General features: G+C 42.8%; 21 protein-coding genes. 9 read left to right on the forward strand and 12 right to left on the reverse strand.

Translation table 11 applies throughout. From position 1 onward, the window contains the following. Positions 1-4: 4 nt before the first annotated feature. Positions 5-1,807: a sensor histidine kinase gene (locus tag J7545_RS05050; RefSeq protein ID WP_318719231.1), complete on the reverse strand. Its 1,803-nt coding sequence runs from the start codon at positions 1,805-1,807 to the stop codon at positions 5-7. 201 nt (positions 1,808-2,008) lie between these two features. Between J7545_RS05050 and J7545_RS05055 the strand changes: the two genes are divergently transcribed. Further along, a complete protein-coding gene (locus tag J7545_RS05055; protein WP_318719232.1) occupies positions 2,009-2,857 on the forward strand; it encodes a peptidoglycan-binding protein in 849 nt (282 codons plus the stop codon). Positions 2,858-2,872: 15 nt separating this feature from the next. Here the strand turns inward: J7545_RS05055 and J7545_RS05060 are convergent, their stop codons facing one another. From J7545_RS05060 to J7545_RS05070, 3 genes are all read right to left on the reverse strand, one after another. Next, the gene (locus J7545_RS05060; protein ID WP_413039282.1) at positions 2,873-3,355 is read right to left on the reverse strand and encodes a CRR6 family NdhI maturation factor; all 483 of its coding nucleotides are present in this window, start codon (positions 3,353-3,355) and stop codon (positions 2,873-2,875) included. Between the two features lie 48 nt (positions 3,356-3,403). Beyond that, a complete protein-coding gene (locus J7545_RS05065; protein ID WP_318719236.1) occupies positions 3,404-3,970 on the reverse strand; it encodes a DUF4334 domain-containing protein in 567 nt (188 codons plus the stop codon). 146 nt (positions 3,971-4,116) lie between these two features. Next, positions 4,117-5,022: a glycosyltransferase family 10 domain-containing protein gene (locus J7545_RS05070; RefSeq protein ID WP_318719237.1), complete on the reverse strand. Its 906-nt coding sequence runs from the start codon at positions 5,020-5,022 to the stop codon at positions 4,117-4,119. 458 nt (positions 5,023-5,480) lie between these two features. On the opposite strand from J7545_RS05070, the gene J7545_RS05075 reads away from it, so the two are divergent. Genes J7545_RS05075 through hypF form a run of 4 tightly spaced genes read left to right on the forward strand, consistent with a single transcriptional unit; the run spans position 5,481 to position 8,928 of the window. Continuing rightward, positions 5,481-5,930, forward strand: coding sequence for a Fur family transcriptional regulator (locus tag J7545_RS05075; RefSeq protein WP_318719238.1), 450 nt, complete (start codon positions 5,481-5,483; stop codon positions 5,928-5,930). A gap of 7 nt (positions 5,931-5,937) precedes the next feature. Next, positions 5,938-6,231 (forward strand): nucleotidyltransferase family protein, encoded by a 294-nt coding sequence (locus J7545_RS05080; protein WP_413039283.1) that lies wholly within the window; start codon positions 5,938-5,940, stop codon positions 6,229-6,231. Beyond that, positions 6,221-6,568, forward strand: a complete 348-nt coding sequence (locus tag J7545_RS05085; RefSeq protein ID WP_318719240.1) for a DUF86 domain-containing protein — start codon at positions 6,221-6,223, stop codon at positions 6,566-6,568. The genes J7545_RS05080 and J7545_RS05085 overlap by 11 nt, the downstream gene beginning before the upstream one ends. Further along, positions 6,565-8,928, forward strand: coding sequence for a carbamoyltransferase HypF (gene hypF / locus J7545_RS05090; RefSeq protein ID WP_318719241.1), 2,364 nt, complete (start codon positions 6,565-6,567; stop codon positions 8,926-8,928). The genes J7545_RS05085 and hypF overlap by 4 nt, the downstream gene beginning before the upstream one ends. A gap of 53 nt (positions 8,929-8,981) precedes the next feature. Here the strand turns inward: hypF and J7545_RS05095 are convergent, their stop codons facing one another. After that, positions 8,982-9,533 (reverse strand): Uma2 family endonuclease, encoded by a 552-nt coding sequence (locus tag J7545_RS05095; RefSeq protein ID WP_318719242.1) that lies wholly within the window; start codon positions 9,531-9,533, stop codon positions 8,982-8,984. A gap of 366 nt (positions 9,534-9,899) precedes the next feature. On the opposite strand from J7545_RS05095, the gene J7545_RS05100 reads away from it, so the two are divergent. Continuing rightward, a complete protein-coding gene (locus tag J7545_RS05100; protein WP_318719243.1) occupies positions 9,900-10,763 on the forward strand; it encodes a hypothetical protein in 864 nt (287 codons plus the stop codon). A 77-nt stretch (positions 10,764-10,840) separates the two neighbouring features. Here J7545_RS05100 and J7545_RS05105 read toward each other — a convergent pair whose 3' ends face one another. From J7545_RS05105 to J7545_RS05115, 3 genes are all read right to left on the reverse strand, one after another. Next, positions 10,841-12,076 carry an FAD/NAD(P)-binding oxidoreductase gene (locus J7545_RS05105; RefSeq protein WP_318719244.1) on the reverse strand — a complete coding sequence of 412 codons (1,236 nt, stop codon included), beginning with the start codon at positions 12,074-12,076 and terminating at the stop codon, positions 10,841-10,843. Between the two features lie 150 nt (positions 12,077-12,226). Next, a complete protein-coding gene (locus J7545_RS05110) occupies positions 12,227-12,655 on the reverse strand; it encodes a hypothetical protein (protein ID WP_318719246.1) in 429 nt (142 codons plus the stop codon). Between the two features lie 21 nt (positions 12,656-12,676). Next, positions 12,677-14,347: a CTP synthase gene (locus J7545_RS05115; protein ID WP_318719247.1), complete on the reverse strand. Its 1,671-nt coding sequence runs from the start codon at positions 14,345-14,347 to the stop codon at positions 12,677-12,679. Between the two features lie 698 nt (positions 14,348-15,045). Between J7545_RS05115 and J7545_RS05120 the strand changes: the two genes are divergently transcribed. After that, positions 15,046-15,777 carry a class I SAM-dependent methyltransferase gene (locus J7545_RS05120; RefSeq protein WP_318719249.1) on the forward strand — a complete coding sequence of 244 codons (732 nt, stop codon included), beginning with the start codon at positions 15,046-15,048 and terminating at the stop codon, positions 15,775-15,777. Between the two features lie 18 nt (positions 15,778-15,795). Here J7545_RS05120 and J7545_RS05125 read toward each other — a convergent pair whose 3' ends face one another. Then, positions 15,796-16,515 carry a hypothetical protein gene (locus J7545_RS05125; protein WP_318719251.1) on the reverse strand — a complete coding sequence of 240 codons (720 nt, stop codon included), beginning with the start codon at positions 16,513-16,515 and terminating at the stop codon, positions 15,796-15,798. A 116-nt stretch (positions 16,516-16,631) separates the two neighbouring features. Between J7545_RS05125 and J7545_RS05130 the strand changes: the two genes are divergently transcribed. Together J7545_RS05130 and J7545_RS05135 are read left to right on the forward strand one after the other, a co-directional pair. Then, a complete protein-coding gene (locus J7545_RS05130) occupies positions 16,632-17,507 on the forward strand; it encodes a sulfotransferase domain-containing protein (RefSeq protein WP_318719253.1) in 876 nt (291 codons plus the stop codon). A 47-nt stretch (positions 17,508-17,554) separates the two neighbouring features. Further along, positions 17,555-18,418 carry a hypothetical protein gene (locus J7545_RS05135; protein WP_318719254.1) on the forward strand — a complete coding sequence of 288 codons (864 nt, stop codon included), beginning with the start codon at positions 17,555-17,557 and terminating at the stop codon, positions 18,416-18,418. A 13-nt stretch (positions 18,419-18,431) separates the two neighbouring features. Here J7545_RS05135 and J7545_RS05140 read toward each other — a convergent pair whose 3' ends face one another. The 3 genes from J7545_RS05140 to J7545_RS05150 are packed head-to-tail and all read right to left on the reverse strand — an operon-like array spanning position 18,432 to position 20,995. Continuing rightward, positions 18,432-18,815 carry a DUF423 domain-containing protein gene (locus J7545_RS05140; protein ID WP_318719255.1) on the reverse strand — a complete coding sequence of 128 codons (384 nt, stop codon included), beginning with the start codon at positions 18,813-18,815 and terminating at the stop codon, positions 18,432-18,434. A gap of 22 nt (positions 18,816-18,837) precedes the next feature. Continuing rightward, the gene (locus J7545_RS05145; RefSeq protein WP_318719256.1) at positions 18,838-20,340 is read right to left on the reverse strand and encodes a hypothetical protein; all 1,503 of its coding nucleotides are present in this window, start codon (positions 20,338-20,340) and stop codon (positions 18,838-18,840) included. Position 20,341: 1 nt separating this feature from the next. Then, a complete protein-coding gene (locus J7545_RS05150; protein WP_318719257.1) occupies positions 20,342-20,995 on the reverse strand; it encodes a hypothetical protein in 654 nt (217 codons plus the stop codon). Between the last annotated feature and the right edge of the window lie 83 nt (positions 20,996-21,078).

Raw genomic sequence — 21,078 nt, forward strand, 5'->3', positions numbered from 1 at the left:
AAAATTAGCTTAAATTTACAGAAGGGGAGGAGGAGCGATACTCAGGAAGGCACAACCAGAAACGAGACCCCTGAGTTAGATAACTTTCAACACCTAACTGACCACCATGGGTGGCTAGAATCCGATCGCATTGATATAGGCCCAGGGAAATGCCAGTTAAGGGATGGCTGGTGTGAGAGTCCGAAGCTTGAGGATCTAAGGAAAATAAATAGGGCAGCTTTTCGGCAGCAATACCAACGCCATTATCGGTCACTGAACAGCAAACCTCACGGTTAGGTTGAGTTTGGAACTGAATCTGGATCTCGACTCCAGGGGGATTATGCTTGATGGCATTGGAGAGCAGATGTTCAAACACACGCTTCATCTGCTGAGGATCGGCATCAACGAGGGGTAATTTCTCTGGCCGATGATACGTTAGGCGAACCTCATTGGCTTGAAAATCCGGTTGCAGTTCTTCTAGTACCTGTTCTAAAACGAGAGTGAGATTAATGGCTTCAGTCTCGATCGCTCTTAAGTTAGAATCCAGATTAGCCACTTCCAGCAGAGTGTTGAGTTTACGCAATTGGCGATCGCCTCCTTCAGTGAGCCGTTGCAGGAGCGATCGACTCACCGATAGGGTTTCTCCCGGTTTTTTGAGTAAATTTTGATGGAGCATCAGCATTCCCATGAGTGTGGTGCGTAAATCATGGGCAATGGCTTGAAAAAAACAATTTTTCAGTTGATTGGAGCGGCTTAAGGCCTCCTGATTTTCCTGTAAGGTTTGCTTTTGTTGCTCCAAGGTGGTTTCTAACTCTATAATCGAAGCTTCTCTAAGGGTAATATCTTCCGATAAGTGATCGTGATTATGGCGCAGTAGCTCGGCATTAACCGTAAGTTCCGTTAAACTGGCAGCCAAGATCAAAGCTGTGATCTGAATTGATCCGATCAAGATTTCAAACCCGAAGATGGCTTCTTGCCTAGTATCTGCCCTTACGATCAATAGACCTTGCTCTTGACTCAAACCCATTAAAGCCACAACTGCGATCGAGAGACTGGTGGTAAAAATCCCGATCGCCCCATAGCGAAAGGCTGCCCAAACGATAAATGGAAAACAGAGATATTCTAAGGGCGCATCAGCTATATCCAGCATCCACCGATCGTTAATCCACCCCATATCGGGGAGACCAAAAATCAAGCTACTAACCACGAAGAAAAGGACGATCGCGATCGGGGTTTCTATCCAATATTCAGGAGTGTTAATCTGAATTGACTCTTTCCCCAAAGACCAACGGCTGATCCCATAGACAAGAATTGGAGTAATCAATAAAACTCCCATACTCTCATTCAACCACATTCTCCACAGATGCTCTAAAGCCATTTGCGAAGTGAGTATCTGTAACCATAGACTCAAAACGGTATCCAGGAATGCCATAATCCCCGTACTGATCGTAGCTCCCCAAAAGACTAACTGAAGTATGGGTTTGAGTTTCGGAAGCATGGGTTTCCATCGACATAACCCTAATAAATAAACGCCGATCGCCGCACCCGTGATATGACTGAGTGCCCCAGCGATCGCCACTACAGGGGAAGCGCCTAAAATGAGGGCATAAGCCAAACTTCCTAGACCCACTCCTGGCCAAAGCTCGATACCATAAACCGCTAATACCCCTAGGGCTATCCCTGCGGCTGGACAAATTGGAGAAATTTCTCCTAAGCCCATCATTGTTGTCGTTATATAGGCGACAATGAAGTACACTAAGACAATCGCCCCACTGAGCAAACTGTATCGGCTAATTGGGTATCCCTGAGTTATGATTTTGGTATCCATGGGTTATGAGCTATCCACCTCTTGTCTTTTCAGGTTAATGATGAATTGATACCGTGACTTCCTCCACTAGGGTGAATTTCTCGTGGAGAGTTAACTGATGTTTAATGCATTGAGGGAAGTCGGGAGTTGGGAGTAAGCAGATCTTCCCTGTTCAATGCATTGATCGTAGACACTATAGAATGGTGGTGTTTTTCAATAGGTATGGTGTTTATGGATGGTTTAGCCTACCTCCATTACGCTCTGGTTTGGGATGATTTCAATGGCGATCAGATTGCTAATGTTCAGCAGCTTTTGGCGATCGCCTTAGTCATCTCTCTTTTGAGTCAAATGTCTCCCACCCTAGGAAATTATGTGTGGCAGTTGGGGGATTATGGCCCTGCGGTTGTGGAGCTTCAGGATCGACTTAAAGCAGTAGGATGTTTTCCTAGGGGTACGCGCAGTACGGGCTATTATGGCCCCATTACTACAGAATCGGTTAAAGCCTTACAAGCTGCTCAGAACATTGCGATCGATGGCATTGTTGGGATTCAAACACAAGCCTTACTCGATCGCGGTTTGGGCTGTTATATTCAGGAACACTCCTCTATTTTGAAAGTGGGGAGTCAAGGCGATCGCGTTGGTCAGCTTCAAATTCAACTCAATAACTGGGGAGTCCCTCCCCAACCGGGAGGGAGCCTCAAGGTGGATGGTATTTTTGGCCCCGAAACCCAAAAATCGGTTATTCGGTTTCAAGAGTTTAAGGGACTGAAGGTGGATGGTATTGTAGGATCAGAAACGTCTCAAGCGTTGTGGGAACCCCGTTTGAATGCCGAACAACAACGATTGTTTGCTGAATTTAAGGCTCTGGCTGTTTGGCTGTGTGAAGATCCCCAAAATCCGAACGATCTCGAACATAAACGGATCAGGGAAGAGATGTTATGGGGTTATTCTGATGGCGATCGCCGCCTGAATTGGGAAGACTGGAGCAAACAGTGGTGTCGGTTAGGTTTTAATCCCCAAAATCCCGATAACTGGGGCGGGATTTATCAAGGGTATATGGGACAGTTTTAATCCTCATTACTTACTTTAAGGGTTCATAATCAGGTCAAAGAAACCATCATCTAATTCGTAGCCTAGCATTTGGGTCATGGCTTTGAGGCGCGATCGCGCCTCAATTCCTTGCTGTTGCATCCAGGTCATTAAGACAAAAGTTTTACACATGACAAAAATTTCCAGGGCTTCCGGGTTGAATTGAATACCATCAGTGCGATGGAATTGATGGGGAATGAGCATGGCGGTATAACGGGCTAGCTCTCCTCCTTTCCAGTCCAATAGGAAGGGCAGCCAAGGATAGACGGTATCTAAACGGATAAACCAGAGGCGAATTTCGGGAATTTCTGAGAGTTCCCTGGGATCAGTATCTTCGCAGGGATATTCAATGTTAAATTTGAGTTGTTGTTCGTAGGCAGATAACTGACTTTCCGCTAATAGGGGAGCGATCGCCTCCTGAGCTGGGGCAAGATCTAAGGTTTGAATGGCTTTAGCACTCAATTTAATTTCAATAGACATGGTTTTTAATTCTGGATTGTCATTAATCATGGCGATTTAGAGAAGAGATTATTTTTGAGCAGACCGCTTGAGAATAAAAAAGAAAGGTCGGGGCAAACTCTTAAAATCCATCACTCCTAAAACAGTTTTACCGTCAATTTTTCTAAAGGAATCATTGATCGGCAAATAATCATAGATCATCGTCGCGCTGAGTTTATTTCGGTATTCCATCATCCGTAATCGGGCTTGACTTTTTTCTGTTTTGAGTAGAGAATTTGTGCAACCCAATAAAGGCTTGAGCATAGCTAGATTCATCTTCGGCATTTTGCCAATCCATTCCATAGCTCTAACATTGGGTGCAACTTTAATAATTTGTCCCTGGGCATCTAAAAATAGCAAAGGGTGTACCGTTTCAGCATTAATGAATTCTTTTCCATACCAATTGGAGGCTTCTAATAAGCCATCCATGGGGTGATCGGTATGCAATTGAGAACCTTGCCATCGACCGAACATAAATTCTAAGCTAACCGGTTCTAGGGCATCAAATAACTCTAGAGCTGTATCGAGGGTGGTTTTACCATTGTGTAGGATAGATTGGCTCTGTTTGAGGATTTCTAGATTTTGACTAACGGTCACGGGATTGACTCTTTAACTGGCGATCGAATAGATTTATTTTAACACTGCGGCAACAAGGTAGATTGTACCTAAGAAATTGCCAGCTATTTTATGGTGGCTTGTCGGGATCGACTGTTGTAACTTATGGCACACAAATCCCCCCGATTTTAAGCTTGCCAGCCCAGTATCGTACGAATTCTAAGCAAAGTTCTATCAAGAACCTTTTGGTACGGCTGCTCCTCCTGTTTACGATTCAGAGCATTTCTTAATGCATCAACGCAAAGGAGCATGCGTTCTTCAAATTCGGCCTCTCTGATGTCCTGGATATAATCAAACAATAAATCTGGATTCCTAAATTTAAAGTAGTCCAAAAAGCTATTTTCTGGGAAGTCTTCATAAATTTTATTGCCATCTCCATAGTAAATTGGCAGACATCCACCCTGGATAGAATCCCATATTTTCTCAGTACAATAATAGGGCCAATTTGTATTTTCAAAACACAAGTTAAAGCTATATTTTTTTAGTATTTCAATTTTTCTCGATCTCCAAAACTTTCCTCTAGATTGTCCAACAGAAATCCCATTGGGCCAACCCTTACCATAAATATCTAATAAACCAATATTATGACCTTTAAGTGCTATTTCAGTTCTCAAGTTACATAAATCTATGTCAGTACCTTGATGAATCATCCTCCATTTTTTTCCTGCCTGATAAGTCATTAGTGAAACTATTTTTTTGTTTTCAAATCCTGTTCTTTTTATGACTAATCTTGGCTCTTCTGATAGGCAGGGGAGATAGTAATAGTTATCACTGAAAATCCCTGTGTAGACATTCATTACATTTATTTTGGGCAGGAAAGGAGATGAAATTTCCTGACTAAAATGCTTGCTAAACCGAGGTTCTTGAGTCCAAATTAAATACTGTTTAGTAGAGCCAAATTTTAGTGCAACATCCAAGATCTTATTGCAGGTTCCACTGATAATTAAATCGGATTTTTGGGCTTCAACAAACTCGATCTGATTACCCTCAAAAAAATCAACTCCCTTCTTTGAGGTAAATGGTGTGTTCAACATAGATGGACCAGTAACACAGATTTTTATCATGAGATTTAATCATGCAATAAAAAACACCAATTTCCTCAGTACAGGATAAAAGACTTGAAAATAAAAAGCAGACTGGATTTCATCAGAATTAGTCACTTTGTCAGAAATCCAATAGGTCATTATAGTCAAATTGGATAGCGATCGCCTTAATAAATTGTACTCAACTCCCCCCTGATTCTAGGGTTTCGACTCCCCTGTTACTGACTCGATTCACCTCAATCGACTGTTCCACTCGAAGACAGGCTAGGGAATTCTGAGTTAAAGTGGTAATGAGTTTACTTTAACGGGGAAGACGAGGACAAGTGGAGAGCGATAATGCAAGCCATTGCTGACGTAATAAAACTCCGTTTCGCGAAAGCGATCGCACTTTACCCTGACGAGCTAATCCTAATGCTGTTTATTCTTCAGGAGAACCCATATTATTGAACATGAGCAACGAACCGAACACCTTAGAACCGATCCGCTCTTTAGAAGATGCCATTCATCGCTGTCAAGATCTGGGAATGCGTCTGAGTCGTCAACGGCGGTTTATCCTAGAATTACTCTGGCAGGAACAAGAGCATCTTTCAGCACGGGAAATTTATGACCTACTGAATCAGCAAGGAAGAGCGATCGGTCATACCTCAGTGTATCAGAATCTCGAAGCCCTTTCTTCCCAAGGCATCATTGAATGTGTCGATCGCGCCGATGGCCGGCTCTACGGTCATATTAGTGACCCCCATTCTCACATTAATTGCTTAGATAATGGCAAAATTCTGGATATTCACGTCGAGCTACCGCCAGAGTTAATCGATCAAATTGAAGCGCAAACTGGGGTTAAAATCACCGATTATCGGATTGATTTCTATGGATATAGCGCTTCGTGTGGTAATGGGTAATGGGAAAATGTTAAGCAAGCAAGCCGTTCTAGATAATTTATCAGAACATCGCGAACAATTACAGCAATTCAGCGTGAAAATGTTGTTTTTATTTGGGTCAGTTGCCAGAGATATGGCGCATCCAGATAGCGATGTAGATTTGCTAGTCGAATTTGAGTGCCCAGTTGGGTTATTTACATTTCTGGGTCTCAAGCATTATCTAGAAGAGATCCTCGGCTGCTCAGTGGATTTGGGTACGCCGAATTCTCTCAAACCCGCTTTGAAGGAAAAGGTTTTGAAGGAGGCTATACGTGCCTTCTAGAGAGTTTTCTGATAGAGTCCAGGATATCCTGACAGAAGTGATTGAGATTGAGCAATTTGTCGAAGGTATGATATTTACGCAATTTTGTGAAGATCGGCGCACTTTAAAGGCTATTTTGTATGGATTAGCTGTCATTGGTGAGGCGACAGCTAATATTTCCCCGCAAGTACATACCACTTATCCACAAGTGCCTTGGATTGATATTCGAGGCATGAGAAATGTAGTGATTCATGAATATTTCCAGTTGGACTTAGAAATTATCTGGGAAACAATTCAAACTGATTTTCCTCTGTTTAAATTGACATTGGAGGAAATTTTGAGGGATGCAAGCGCATGAACCCAGAGTATAGCAAAACTCTGGAAATTCGTGTCCGAGGGCGGGTTCAGGGGGTAGGATTTCGGCCCCATGTTTGGCATTTAGCCTATGAGCTTGGGCTAGTTGGCCAGGTGTGCAATGATGGGCAAGGGGTACGCATTCAGGTGAGTGGAGAACCGGAAGCACTATCCGAATTTCGGCAACGGTTAGAGTCCCAAGCGCCTCCCCTGTCGCAGATAGAGACGATTGAAATCCAAGAACAAGAGCAAGCTATTGAGTTTAAGGAATTTGCTATTGTCGAGAGTGTGGGGGGCAAAACCCAGACTCAAATTGCCCCTGATACAGCGACTTGTTCTGCTTGTGTGGCAGAAATTTATACGCCTTCAGAGCGGCGCTATCGCTATCCGTTTACGAACTGTACCCATTGTGGGCCAAGGCTTTCGATTATTCAAGGGGTTCCCTACGATCGCCCCTCAACAACGATGGCGAATTTTCCGTTATGTCCCCAATGTCAACAGGAATACGACGATCCGGGCGATCGCCGCTTCCATGCCCAACCGATCGCCTGTCCCATTTGCGGACCGAAAGTTTGGCTAGAGTCCCTCACGGATAAAGATAGGGTTGGGGAACCGGGAAAAGAGATCCAACAGACGATTTCCCGGATTGAACAAGGCAAAATTCTTGCCATTCGGGGGTTAGGGGGATTTCATTTAGCCTGCGATGCGACGAATGAAGACGTTGTAAACCGCTTGCGCGAACGTAAACGACGATTTGGTAAGCCCTTTGCATTGATGGCGCGGGATATTAGGGTTATTCGTCGCTATTGTCGGGTGAGTCGAGCCGAAGAAGAGGCGCTTACGAGTCCTGCGGCTCCCATTGTGCTGTTGAATGCTGACGGAGGGGAGCGTTTACCGGAGGCGATCGCCCCTGGAGTAAGAACACTCGGTTTTATGCTTCCCTATACTCCATTGCATCTTCTACTACTCGAAACCCTGGATTATCCCCTGGTGATGACCAGCGCCAATTTATCCCACGAACCTCAGTTAATTAGCAATACAGAAGCCAGGGAGAAACTGATCGGATTAGCGGATACTGTATTATTTCATAACCGAGATATCGCCAATCGCATAGATGATTCCGTGGTGCGAATTATGGCAGGAAAACCCCGTTTATTGCGTCGCAGTCGGGGTTACGTTCCGGGAGCGATCGCCCTGCCGCCAGGATGCGATCGCCACTCAAGCATCTTAGCTTATGGCGGAGAACTCAAATCCACCTTTTGTCTTATCCAAAATAATCAAGCTATTTTATCCCAACATCAAGGCGATTTAGAAAACCCGATTACCTATGCAGATTATCAGAAAAACCTCAAACTTTTTCGCCAACTTTACGATCATCAACCGCAAATTTTAGTCGCCGATCTCCATCCCGAATATCTCTCGACCAAACTGGCTCAAGAACAGGCCCAAACTCATCAGTTACCCTTAATTCAAGTTCAACACCACCATGCCCATATTGCCAGTTGCTTCGTTGAAAATGGCATTCCTTTAGACCACTCTCCCATTTTAGGCATTGCCCTAGATGGCTTAGGGTTTGGCGAAGAGGGTACGATTTGGGGGGGAGAGTTTCTACTCGCAGATTATCGAGGCTATCAACGGTTAGCTACCTTAAAACCGGTGGCGATGATTGGAGGAACGAAAGCTATTCTCGAACCTTGGCGCAACACCTATGCTCACTTAAAAACGGCCTTTGATTGGCAGATGTTAATTGAAAAATTCGGTCATCTGGAATTATTTGACTATTTCCAGAATAAATCAATCGCTCTCTTTGAGCAAATGCTGCAAAAACGGCTCAACGCACCCCTGGCGAGTTCGACGGGGCGGTTGTTTGACGCGGTATCGGCGGCGATCGGCTTATGTCGCGATCGCGCCCTATTTGAAGGTCAAGGGGCGATCGAATTAGAAATGGCTGTCGATCTCCATTTACTCTCAGAATCTGATGATGATTTTGCTTATCCTTTTGATATTAATTTAACTCATAAACTTCTCTATCTCGACCCTAGCCCCATGTGGTTTTCTTTATTGGAAGACTTGAACCAAGGCGCAAGTGTCTCTCGGATGGCAACTCGATTTCACCAAGGCTTAATCCAAGGAATGATACAGTTAGTACAAAAATTAATCCATAACTGTCAATCGGATGGACTGTCCATTCAACACATTGCTCTCTCTGGAGGATGCTTCCAAAATCGGATTCTACTCGAAGAACTGACGGCTAAACTAGAAGCAAAAGGGTATACCTGTTTATCTCAGGCACAAGTTCCCTGCAATGACGGAGGGTTATCCTTGGGGCAGGGTGCGATCGCGATCGCTAGAACAACACGATAAACTTCAGCTATTCCTCTCCAGCTTTCCATTGTGCAGCTTTGCGATCGATGTCTTTAATCAAATTCCGGGGCCCAGATTTCTACTACAGGTAATTCCCATCCAGGGAGTAATGCAGGAACGGTAAAAATATCCCCATCACATAACGTTATCGGGTCTTGATTGAGTCGATAAACTTCCATTGTACGAGTTCTCGGATCGACCAATACTCCCACCTGAGTTCCTAATACTATAAATTCTTTGATTTTCTGGCGCAATTTGATGAGACTATCGGTTCTGGACTTCACTTCAAACATTAGATCGGGCACTAATTCAGCATAACTGTCAGTGGTGCGAGGTAAACGTTGAGCCAGGATAAAAGAAGCATCGGGTGCGCGAACATCTCCGTCAGCATTGGGTAAACAAAATCCACCACTAGAGGCAATGACTCGCCCTAATTTTCGCGGTCTCACCCAATGGGATAATTCAGCAACAATAGCAGCAGCCACTTCATCTGATTCTAATCCGGAAAGACTCATAAAGATAATTTCTCCTTGAACTAATTCCATCCGATAGTTGGGATGCTGGGTTTGGAGATATTCTAAGTCTTTGATAGTTAATTTAGGCATAGAATTTATAGTGTGGGCTTGATGTTTGATTCTAATATAGCGCTTTGGGCGATCGCGCGATTTATCCCTAGTATGCTGGGAATAAGTAGTCAACGAAACCCTGTTTAGCCGCTATTTCTAGAATTTCTTTCCTTAAGTAAATCGCAGTTATATTCAGTATGATATTGATCTAATGGCCTCTTGTAACACAAGATCTCGAATAAAATATCAATACCCTGTAAGCCAAAAAACTCCCACAGAGCCTCAAACTCTGCTACTATTGACCCGAGATAGTAATGGGCCAGGAATTGAAGACTTAACCTGAGTCACCATTGTCTGTCTCAATCCTCCTTGTCCAAATTCATCCGGTTCAGGGTACTCAGCGCCATGGCACAACCGAATCCAGCAGAGATCACCGATGCTCTCAACAGTGTCTTACAACCCCAAGGGGTTACCGCCAAAGCACTGGTTAAAGAAGGCTGTTTACATATCCTCCTAGAAGGGGAAAACATACCCGAACAGGAAGAATATGTGGCGATCGTTCATGATGAAATCCTCAATATGGGTATTGACTCGTTCCCAACCCTACAAATCTACGGCCGCCAAATTGGATCGAAAAAGCCGAGTTGGAGCGACACGATTGACTTGTTGCAAGGGAAAGAGGATGAGGAAGAGCTACCCAATTTTGCCCTTGACGATCCGGATGAAGATTTAAATTCCTATAACGGTAACGATCTCGATGGTGCGGAACCTTTGGATTCAGAGCTTGATGAATCTGGAGAACAGAAGAAATCAGGGGCGAAGAATTTCTTGCCTTTGTTAGCAATCCCTATTGTCGCTCTCATTGGTGCGGCAGTTTGGTGGTTTTTCCTACGTCCGGCTCCAGCTCCTCTTCTTCCTGCAACTGCACCGGAAATTGCTCCTGAGACAGCTGCTCCTGAGACAGCCATAGAAAGCCCACCAGAAACGACAGAACCGGAAGCCACACCTGCAAATCCAGCATCAGTTCCCCCAGCTTCGACCAATCCGTGGAGAGAAGGGATTAACCTAGCGATGAGTGCTGCTGAACTGGCACAAACTGCCAGTACCCGTGCTGAGTGGGAAGAGGTTTCCAGTCAATGGCAGCAAGCACGGGATTTAATGGCTCAAGTGCCAGAGGATAGTGAAAACTATGGAGCGGCTCAGGAGCGGGTTGTTACTTATGGTGAGAATGCAAATTCAGCTCAGATCTGGGCCGATCGCAGTAATTAACTCCCTAATTCTCAATTATTTGTTATGAAACAAGGGGCTGGGTGCCCCTTGTCTTCCAGTAAAAAAGAGTAAATGACCTATTTTTTCAGTAGCGATCGCTCAAAATTCTTACCTTTGAGCATACGATTCCAGTACAGGAACGGCAAACCGTAGCGCTTGAGCAACCACATGCTATAACGTTCTTCCGTCGGCTCGAGGGGAAACGTAGGACTTGGATTTTTATCATAATCAAACTCAGCAAAGATCACCTTGCCATACCCCGTTACTAACGGACAACAGGCATAACCATCATACTGATGATTCAGCGATTTCGACTCCATTAGAGCCAACAAATTTTGCACCACCACTGGCGATTCTGAACGGATAGCCGCCGCCGTTTTTGACGTAGGAAGAGACGACGCATCACCGAGGCCAAATACATTGGGATAGCGATTATGCTGGAGGGTAAACTTATCCACATCGACCCAACCTTTAGCCGCCCCTTCCGTGCCCGCTAAAGGACTATTTTTAACAAAATCTGGAGCGCTCATCGGTGGACTGACATGGAGGAGATCGAAGGGAATACTCACCGACTCCACACCCTCATCTGTCGTCACTTCAAAAATCGCCTCTTTGGGATTAGTTTTAATCGCTTTCAGGTTATATTTAACCTTCATCTCAATATCTTTGCGCTTAACAATTTCCATCAACGGTTTGGCATAGGCAGGAACGCCAAAAATCCCACCAGTTGCCGTACAATACATAATCTTAGAGCGATCGCGAAGCCCATTTTTCCGGAATGCTTCATCGGCTAAATACATAATCTTTTGGGGCGCACCGGGGCATTTAATTGCCGTACCTGGATAAGTAAAAATCGCGGTTCCACCCTTAAAATTGCGAATCATTTCCCAAGTTTTGGGGGCTTGCTCAAAGTCATAATTACTACAAACTCCATTTTTTCCTAATGTTTCGGGTAACCCTTCCACCCAATCCCAATGGATTTGTAGCCCAGGACAAACCACCAAATAATCATAAGAAATCACTCCTCCATCCTGGGTAACCACTTGATTTTGATCGGGCTGAAATTCCTGACAATAGGCTTTAATCCAAGTTGCTTTTTCTGGAATACATTCTTTTTCGAGTTTGACCGTATCTTCTGCGACAAATGCTCCACCACCGACTAAAGTCCAAGCGGGTTGATAATAATGCTTTTCTGACGGTTCAATAATCGCCACATCTAAATTAGAGTTGGCATTTAAGAGCTGGGCTGCTACTGTAATTCCTGCGGAACCTCCGCCAACAATTACAATTTGATGATGGGTTGAATTTGCCATAATTTCTCAGTTTATACTGAAACAGTTTTTAGCTTACTATAATAACGTAATCTTGTCCGATTAAAATTTAAGAAAAAATAAAGAAAATTCCCCATTCAAACACTAAGTATTTACACTCTTACCCCTGACCCATTATCTATTACTCATCCATCATTCTTCATCCAAGGAATAATGAGTTTGTTGTCGAATATACTCGATCACTTCATAATAAGCTTGCTCATGAAATTTCGGATTGAGGACAATTTCCGTCTGACTGTTAGGCAACCAAAAGGTCAGCTTCTTATTCCCTGGATGATACGCAAACAAACTGATTTGAATCAAATTGATAAAATAGTCATTGCGCTCATAGTGAAACTTCAGCCAATTTCTATTCTTACGATTCTCTAAACAGTTATGAATATACTTTTGAACTTTCAAGTAACTTTCAGATTCGCCTTGGGGAGTCAGGACAATGGGCGTTTGACTATCGGGTAACCAGAAGGAAATTTTACCATTCGTGGCACAAATAAACGTATCTATGCGGTCTAAATCGATCACATAAATTTGACGTTCAAATGGAATTTTAGCCCAGAATGCCACCAGTTTACCTCCAGATCGTGCTTATACTAAATTGGCTGGAAGTGGAGTTTTAGGAGTAAAATCTTCCTGTATTTCTGAAGTTTCTAAAGGTTCTTCTGTATAGTCTTGGGCAGCTTTAATAAACCCTTGAAACAGAGGATGGGGATGACTAGGACGAGAGTGAAATTCAGGATGAAACTGACAAGAAATAAAGAACGGATGTTGGGGATATTCGATAATTTCTACTAACCGTCCATCGGGAGAAGTTCCACTGATTATATATCCTGTTTCTAAGAAAAGATTGCGATAGGCATTATTAAATTCATAGCGATGTCGATGGCGTTCATAAATCACTTCTTTTTCATAGAGTTGGGCAGCTAAGGTATTGGGCAATATGCGGCAAGGATAGAGTCCTAAACGCATGGTTCCGCCTAAGTCCACCACATCTTCTTGCTCTGGTAATAGGTTAATGACGGGGTTAGGCGTTTGGGGTTCAAATTCGGCACTATGGGCAGGGTTTAATTGGGCTACATTTCGCGCCCACTCAATCACGGAACATTGCATTCCTAAACATAATCCCAGAAAGGGAATTTGATGGGAACGGGCATATTCAACGGCTTTAATTTTGCCATCTACACCGCGAATGCCAAAGCCTCCAGGAACGACTAAGCCATGGATGCCTTGGAGATGGGTTTCGGCTCCGTCTTTTTCTAAGTCTTCAGAGTTGACCCAGTGAATATTAACATGGGAGTTAATGGTGATGGCGGCGTGGCGTAGGGCTTCAATGACGGAAAGATAGGCATCGGTGAGGCGGACATATTTGCCGACGATCGCCACTTCTAGGGAGCGAGTAGAATTAGAGAGACACTCGACGAGGCTTTCCCATTTCTGGAGCTGGGGAGGACGCTGTTCTAAACGCAGTAAGTCAATCACTTGGGTGGCTAATCCTTCCTCTTCCATTCTCAAGGGTACTTCGTAGATGGTACTGACATCTTGAGCGGGAATCACACATCCGACGGGAACATCACAGAATTCAGAGACTTTGGATTTTAGGGAGTCGGGTAGGGGGCGATCGCACCGACAGACTAAAATATCAGGTTGAATGCCAATCGAGCGCAATTCCTTCACTGAGTGCTGGGTGGGTTTCGTCTTCATTTCTCCCGCCGAAGGAATCCAGGGCACGAGGGTAACATGAATATACAGCACCTGATTGCGTCCCACATCTTTGCGGAATTGGCGAATTGCTTCTAAAAAGGGTTGAGATTCAATATCACCGACGGTTCCACCAATTTCGGTAATCAGCACATCTGGGGTAGAATTGCGAGCTACCCGGTGAATCCGTTCTTTAATTTCATGGGTAATGTGGGGAATTACTTGCACTGTTCCCCCATGGTAGTCTCCCCGACGCTCTTTATTAATCACGGCTTGATAGATAGAGCCTTGGGTAACACTATTGAGGCGAGACATGGAAGTATCGGTAAAGCGCTCGTAGTGTCCCAAATCTAGGTCAGTTTCTGCTCCATCTTCAGTAACGAAGACTTCCCCATGCTGAAAAGGACTCATTGTGCCGGGGTCTACATTAATATAGGGGTCAAGTTTGAGAATAGAAACAGAATAATCCCGTGATTTGAGCAGTCGTCCTAAACTGGCGGCGAGAATTCCTTTACCAATACTGGAAACTACACCCCCCGTGACAAATACGAACTTGGTCATGTTCTGAACTCTACCCTATTCTTGCGCTTCCCATTTATTGTGCCACATCGCGCTCGATCATTAGACTTCTTGCAGAAGTCAGGGAAGAGGGAATGGGGAATGGGGAATAGGGATTACTCCATTGCTATTTATTTTCTGTCCACTTATGCAACAGAATCTATTATCGCTCCTTAATCTGGAGGGTTGATATATTCTGGGTTGAGTCCTAGAGACTTGATATAGGCTGCAAGTTACTCGGCTTTCTGTTCAGCGTCTTGAGCGCGTTGGCGTTGTTGTTCTAGCTCCTCATCCCTCTCTTGGGGCTACTCGCTAGGAGGGGGAATCCAGTTTCCTTGGGCATCATACCAGCAGAGCCAGAGTCCTTCTCTATAGTCATAGATTCCTTGCCATAGGCATCAGCCTAGGTCTAACTCATTAAACCAGATATGGCGATCGAGAAGGAGTTGTTCTTGGTAGAGATCGCCTTGTAAGCGAAATGCCCGCAACCGGTTTCCTCTGGATTTTCACTAGGTAAATCGTACAGGGTAGGTAAGGGGTTTTGCTAAGGTGGGGTGCGATCGCCAGAAAACATAATTCACACTTGTTGAAATAATCTTCATCATAGCGCTGGGGAATAGGGAATGGGGAGTGAGGAGCTGCTCTTGTGGTATTCTCTCTACAGAAAGTATCTGGGCTGAAAGGATGAGGATGATTGATCAATGAACAACCAATATACAGGAATTACGCACTATTATGATCTGTTAATGAATTCTGGTTATTACGATTATACTAGCCTGGCTGAGGATGCTTATTCAGTTCTCGGTAGAGGTTGTCAAATTCTTGAGTTAGGTGTTGGGACAGGGCTACTAGCAGAAGAGTATATTGCCCTAGACGAAACCTGTCAGTTTACAGGTATTGATATTACTACATCTATGCTGAATCTGGCCCAGAATCGTCTAGGCGATCGGGTTGATTTGAGAGAGGAAAATGCCCTGACTATGGAGCTAAATAGAACGTTTGATGCCATGCTTTCTAATGGGGGAGTATGGGTATTTCTAGATTGGGGCGATCGCTTAGAACTAGCCAGTCATTTATCTGATTATGAACAAAATCTGCAAGGGTTACAGAATGTTGTTCATCATCTGCGAGAAGGCGGATTGATATTACTGAATCGACAAAAGCCAGGAGTTAACTTCTCTAAAAAATTGCCTGGAGGAATCAGGTATTCCCAAGTGATTGAACCCATAGAAGATAATCCAGAGTATCGTCTTCATAAAAAACGTTATTTTTTTGAGAAAGATGAACAACTATTAGCTCAAGAAGAGTTGACAATGCTGTTTTTTAAGCAAACTCTCTATCCGTTATTATTCCAAGACGTAGGTCTTGAGATTAACCCAAGTAAGTGTTGTAGTAACTTTATAACATATCAAAAGCAATCATCCGATCGCTAAAGTGAAATCAATGGACAACTATTGGTAAGATAAGTATTGATCGAGCTGATTGGGAATACTATCAAGGTAATCTAAGGAAGGAATTTCAAAAATATAATCTTGTAATTTATCAATTTGCACAGGAGAATTGAGGACTTGACCTAAGTCAAAGGGGATAACAATGGGATGATGACTTACAGCATAGCCAATTTCTTCAATACTAGAGAGTTGACTAGCACCATAAACTCGCCGATCGCCATGTTCATTGCATACTCCTGCCTCTATTGTATACCAGAATAAACTGCCGATAGCTGATTTGAATTTGGGGTAATCCAAGTAGTTTTGACTTGTTTTTTGTATTAAACTAGAATAAGGAGGAAAAAACAGTAAAGGAATATGCCCGAAAATATCATGCCACAGATCGGGGACTGGAGAATAAGTAAAATCCGTTTGCGATCGCACAACTGTTGATACAGGGAAATATTGATGGGATAATAAATAAAAAAATATACCAGGTTCTAAGAGTCCTTGAACTGGCCAGAGTTGCCAGCCAATAGACTGGTACAAAAAGTCAGATAATACGGTAATATTAGGAATATCTTGAATTAAAGGTAAGATGCTTTTTAAGCCTTCCATAAAATAGCCGGTTGCTCTCCCTTCAATATTAACTAACTGCTTTTTTAAAAGCAGTTGCCAATTGTCATAAGATTGCCTTGAATAGTCAGAAAAATCCTGATATGCTTTTTGAACTAAAACCATGTTAATTACACCCAGAAATGTTACTAACAGAAGAGATAGAAACATATTTTATGTGAAACAGATATTCTTGTCAACTTATTCTTTCAATAATTGACTTTGTTAATAAGCTAAACCCTATGATTCCTGATTTAAAACCAAGCTATATCCTACATCATAATTTTCGCTTACCGATGGGATTCCCTCCCAAAAATTTTGATTCAGCCCTAAATTATAAAGCCCAAAAAGGGGATACTTTTATTGTTACCTATCCCAAATGTGGCACTACTTGGGTACAGAACATACTATGGATGTTAAGTCATCAAGGTCAACCCTTCCCAGTGGGTAAACAAATTAATCGAGAAGTTCCTCACCTTGAAGAATTTGGTGCAGATTTTGTCAAAAGTTCTCCTCAACCCCGATTTATTAAAACGCATTTTCCCTACGATCTAACTCCCCACCATCCTGAAGCAAAATACATTTATATTGCTCGTAATCCCTTTGATTGTGTGGTCTCTTTTTATTACCATACCCAAGGATTTATCAAGCATTATAATTTTTCTGAAGGTACATTTGATAGCTTTTTTGAGTGTTTTATGAAGGGAGAAGTGGACTGGGGAGACTATTTCGCTCATTTGCTGTCCTGGATAGATCGTAAAGATGAGGAAAATATCCTGTTCCTAACCTATGAATCAATTCAGGAAGATACCAGATCGGCAGTGATTAAGATAGCCGATTTTATTGGTCCTGATTATCGGAAGATAATTGAACGAGAACAAACGTTAGAGGCGATAATTTACCATGCCAGCTTTAGTCAAATGAGTAAAGATCAAAGTCGTTGGTCTAGCGAACGTCCAGACACACTTACTCCTTTTATCCGTAAAGGAAAAATTGGAGATTGGAAATGTCATTTTTCTGCCGATCAACAGAATAGATTGATGAAAAAGTTCCAAGAAAAAACAGCAGGAACAGCCGCTTTGAGCCTTTGGGAATTATCCTTATTTTCTGGATTATAATAAGGTCACCTTGATTTATTCATTTTTTTGAGTAGGACGAGACGATTATGATGTGGAGATTAGAAAAACCTCTACTGATAGGACTTTCTGGAGGCATACTCTTCACCGGCAGTGTCTGGACTGAAGTTCGTTCGATGCCGAGTTCTGTAGAGCGCTTGGTGAGAGATTATATGAATCATACTCCGGTTTCAGCGATCGCTCCCAATGGCACTCTAGAACAAGCTGCCCAATTTCAGCAACAATTTGTACAAGCCCTCATTCCCCAACTTGGCCCGATTATCGGCTATAAAGCAGCTTTAACCAGTCCTGTGGCTCAGGAGCGCTTCGGGGTTTCCCATCCTCTACGGGGAACTTTATTAAAAGAAATGTTACTCTCGAGTGGTGCAACTGTTCCCGTCAACTTTGGCACTCGTGGCGTATTTGAAGCGGATTTGATCGTGCGCGTCAGAGATGCAAAGATCAATCAAGCTAGAACTCCCCAAGAGGTATTGGAGAGTTTAGATGCTGTCATTCCCTTTATTGAATTGGCCGATTTGATATACGATCGCACTGTACCCTTAAATGGCCCTGCTTTAGTTGCTATCAATACTGGAGCCAGGTTAGGAGTTTTGGGGGAACCGGTAGCACTTGAGGCGACTCCCGCATGGGAAAAGCGCTTAGGCTCCATTACGGTAGTCATGGAAAATGGCGAAGGAGAGAAACTATCCGAGGGTAGCAGTGCTGCACTGTTAGGGCATCCTTTACAAGCTGTATTATGGCTGAAAGAGGATTTGAATGCTGCTGGAATTCAGCTCAAGCCGGGAGATTTGTTATCTTTAGGAACCATTACCCCTTTAACTCCAGTAAAGGAGGCAATGATAATTCGAGCGCAATATGAGGGTTTAGGGGAAGTATCAGTAACGTTTAAATAATTTAGTCTTCAGTTTAAACAGCCGTTTTCATCCATGCAGACAGAGCTAAACAGCCCCAACCGATTAAAAAAGCTACACCGCCCAAGGGGGTAATGGCTCCCAGGATCTTGATTCCAGTGACACTGAGGGCATATAAGCTACCGGAAAACAGGAGAATCCCGGCGACAAATGCCCATCCGGCTGTCACCATCCAGGTATTTCCAGAAGGAATAAAACTCAGTAATAGGGCAACTAGGATAATGCCAAGAGCGTGATACATTTGGTACTTACTGGCAGTTTCAAAGATTTCCAGGGAGCGATCGCTCAGTTGATCTTTGAGTGCATGGGAAGCAAAAGCGCCGGCAGCAACGGCGATCGCTGCGAATAGCGATCCTAATGTCAGAAAAATTTGACTCATTTTTCTCTCTCCTATCTTTGCATCATTTCTTAATTATAGATGAAACATCAGGGCAATGATTATAGCCTCTTAATTCCTCTCCTTTTCCTAATTCATCTGCTAGTTTAAACAAATCCAGACGGTTCAGTATGGAGGCAGTAATTGGGCGTTTCGCATCCCAAAAAATAAATGCACTAAAAAATTCTTGTGCAATCTGTGAGTTTAATAATTGCTCTAGTAGAACGGCTTCTGATTCAGTTTTACAAGCAATAAAATAGCAAGTATCATCAAGCATAACCGGTTTTCCTTCATGGGATGATATCCGACAGAAACTTATTTTTTTATAGAGTCCAGAAATCGCTACTTTCCAAGGCGAAAAGGAGTAATCACCAACTCCAAAAATAGAAAAGGAAGGTTTCCCTCGATAGATTGAGCTTTTTCGCCGCTCGAACAACTCTTTATATTCAGTTAAATAGTGCCAAGTCAATGGTGCGTGAATAGAAATAGAGTCAGTCTCAGCTCCGACTTTCCTTTGAGTCACCAAGAGATAACGCGAAATCTCTTTGTTTTTCTGATGAGCAATATCAGAGCTTTTTAATAGAGGATACAAATAAAAAAATTCCAGATTAAGTATTTCTCCCAATCCATTTTTGAGATAGGGGAATTTCCCCGTTAGTTCCATGATTTTAGAGCAGTCGTGTTTAATCCCCGATCGCCATTGATAAATATTCTGTCCTTGAAGATGTTTCCATGTTTTCAGATATTCTAAATTGGCAATCAACTGTCCTTCATAAACCCCGAAATTTGACTGATTAACGGGATTTTTAATGCCTTGATAAACCGAACAGCTATAACTAGATATTCCCGGGCCGATATAACACAGAAGTAGACCCGCATTCACGGTGGCATTAAAATGTTTTTTTGTGTCACATAGATAAAGTTCAGATCGTAGAATAGGCAACTGACTTTTATGACAGTATTGAATGATTTTACGGGCAACAACTGTTTTTGTTAGTAGGGCAACCCAACCTGATTTTTTCTCTAGAGAGTCTAGAATATAGCGCCACATCCATTCAGAAATATCAAAGTTACTTTTACCGGTCAATGCATCTAAGCCCTTGTCTTGATCGCTGTTCTTTTTTTTCGGTATATTTTCACTCTCCAAACTTCCCAGAAAAGAATTGGTTACCCAAGGAGGATTGCCAATAAATAAAATAGGTTCTGGTAATTGAGTCGCGATCCTTTTCCAGTCCATATTAAAAAAATTAGCGTTTACTACTTTTATTCGATCGGCATAATGCTGATTATACACTTGATTTTTTACATATTGGATATACCGATCGTTGATATCATATCCCAGACCAATTTCTACAGAATCAAACCATTCCATAGCCGCCATCAAAAAATTTCCTTGACCACAAGTTGGCTCAATAATTGATAGAGGTCTAATGCCCTTCTGATACAGCAATTCACAGATTTTACAAGTAAATTTCCAAGGCGTTTGAAAATCACCATATTCCTTTTTTCTATGTTGACTGATTCTCATCTTATAAAACTCGAATAATTCCTGGTATATGACCCGCTTCAGCAATCACACGGCGATACTGAAGTCTCCATTGTAAGGCATTGGAAATGGTTAAATAGCCTAAATTAGGAGGGTGATGCAAAATTTCTTCAGCCAGTTGTTCCGCTTGAATGTCATCGAGAGGAAGCATCCGCTCGGCAAAGAAAGTGAGTAAGTCATCTAGGTTAGCATTATTTTCTAAGAGTTTCTGAATTCCCTGTGTTGTTTGGTAGTCTGCTGTCTTTTCTCTGGTTACCAAGACTGAGTGTAGTATTTTTAGCTGACCGGTCTTGGTGTTGGAGTCATCAGTCTTATCATAGACAAAAATTAGTAAGTTATATCCCAACCCATATATTTTTTGACGTGCAGATTTGAAAGGACAAGAGGATTGGGGTTGCCGATAGCTGGTTACTTTCATATCCACATTTAATCCAGGAAAATCAATGCCTTTAGCTGAACTGCCTCGATCGAAAGTGTAATGGATTTCTAGATACTTTTGAAATTTATGCTCGAAGTAGGTTCCTAGGGCTTTACCATCCGTGATACCATAGAGAGAAGATTCATGATGATCAGACTCAATTTCCGCAAAAAGTTTTGCTTCTTGACATAACCGATCGAGAATTAATATGGGTTTCATAATGACTGGATCAATATTCGGTAAATTATCTTAAGCTTAGAGGAAAAAAGCGAAACTTAGGGTACTCTGAAAGTTAGCTTTAT

It is taken from the genome of Roseofilum sp. SBFL, assembly GCF_017746885.1.
Lineage (GTDB): Bacteria > Cyanobacteriota > Cyanobacteriia > Cyanobacteriales > Desertifilaceae > Roseofilum.

Coding starts and splice junctions, on each gene's coding strand:
- J7545_RS05060 (WP_413039282.1), bottom strand. CDS start 3,355: ATGTCTATTGAAATTAAATTGAGTGCTAAAGCCATTCAAACCTTAGAT.
- J7545_RS05115 (WP_318719247.1), bottom strand. CDS start 14,347: ATGACCAAGTTCGTATTTGTCACGGGGGGTGTAGTTTCCAGTATTGGT.
- J7545_RS05055 (WP_318719232.1), top strand. CDS start 2,009: ATGGTGTTTATGGATGGTTTAGCCTACCTCCATTACGCTCTGGTTTGG.
- J7545_RS05105 (WP_318719244.1), bottom strand. CDS start 12,076: ATGGCAAATTCAACCCATCATCAAATTGTAATTGTTGGCGGAGGTTCC.
- J7545_RS05095 (WP_318719242.1), bottom strand. CDS start 9,533: ATGCCTAAATTAACTATCAAAGACTTAGAATATCTCCAAACCCAGCAT.
- J7545_RS05100 (WP_318719243.1), top strand. CDS start 9,900: ATGGCACAACCGAATCCAGCAGAGATCACCGATGCTCTCAACAGTGTC.
- J7545_RS05120 (WP_318719249.1), top strand. CDS start 15,046: ATGAACAACCAATATACAGGAATTACGCACTATTATGATCTGTTAATG.
- J7545_RS05075 (WP_318719238.1), top strand. CDS start 5,481: ATGAGCAACGAACCGAACACCTTAGAACCGATCCGCTCTTTAGAAGAT.
- J7545_RS05145 (WP_318719256.1), bottom strand. CDS start 20,340: ATGAGAATCAGTCAACATAGAAAAAAGGAATATGGTGATTTTCAAACG.
- J7545_RS05140 (WP_318719255.1), bottom strand. CDS start 18,815: ATGAGTCAAATTTTTCTGACATTAGGATCGCTATTCGCAGCGATCGCC.
- J7545_RS05080 (WP_413039283.1), top strand. CDS start 5,938: ATGTTAAGCAAGCAAGCCGTTCTAGATAATTTATCAGAACATCGCGAA.
- J7545_RS05050 (WP_318719231.1), bottom strand. CDS start 1,807: ATGGATACCAAAATCATAACTCAGGGATACCCAATTAGCCGATACAGT.
- J7545_RS05135 (WP_318719254.1), top strand. CDS start 17,555: ATGATGTGGAGATTAGAAAAACCTCTACTGATAGGACTTTCTGGAGGC.
- J7545_RS05070 (WP_318719237.1), bottom strand. CDS start 5,022: ATGTTGAACACACCATTTACCTCAAAGAAGGGAGTTGATTTTTTTGAG.
- J7545_RS05125 (WP_318719251.1), bottom strand. CDS start 16,515: ATGGTTTTAGTTCAAAAAGCATATCAGGATTTTTCTGACTATTCAAGG.
- hypF (WP_318719241.1), top strand. CDS start 6,565: ATGAACCCAGAGTATAGCAAAACTCTGGAAATTCGTGTCCGAGGGCGG.
- J7545_RS05130 (WP_318719253.1), top strand. CDS start 16,632: ATGATTCCTGATTTAAAACCAAGCTATATCCTACATCATAATTTTCGC.
- J7545_RS05150 (WP_318719257.1), bottom strand. CDS start 20,995: ATGAAACCCATATTAATTCTCGATCGGTTATGTCAAGAAGCAAAACTT.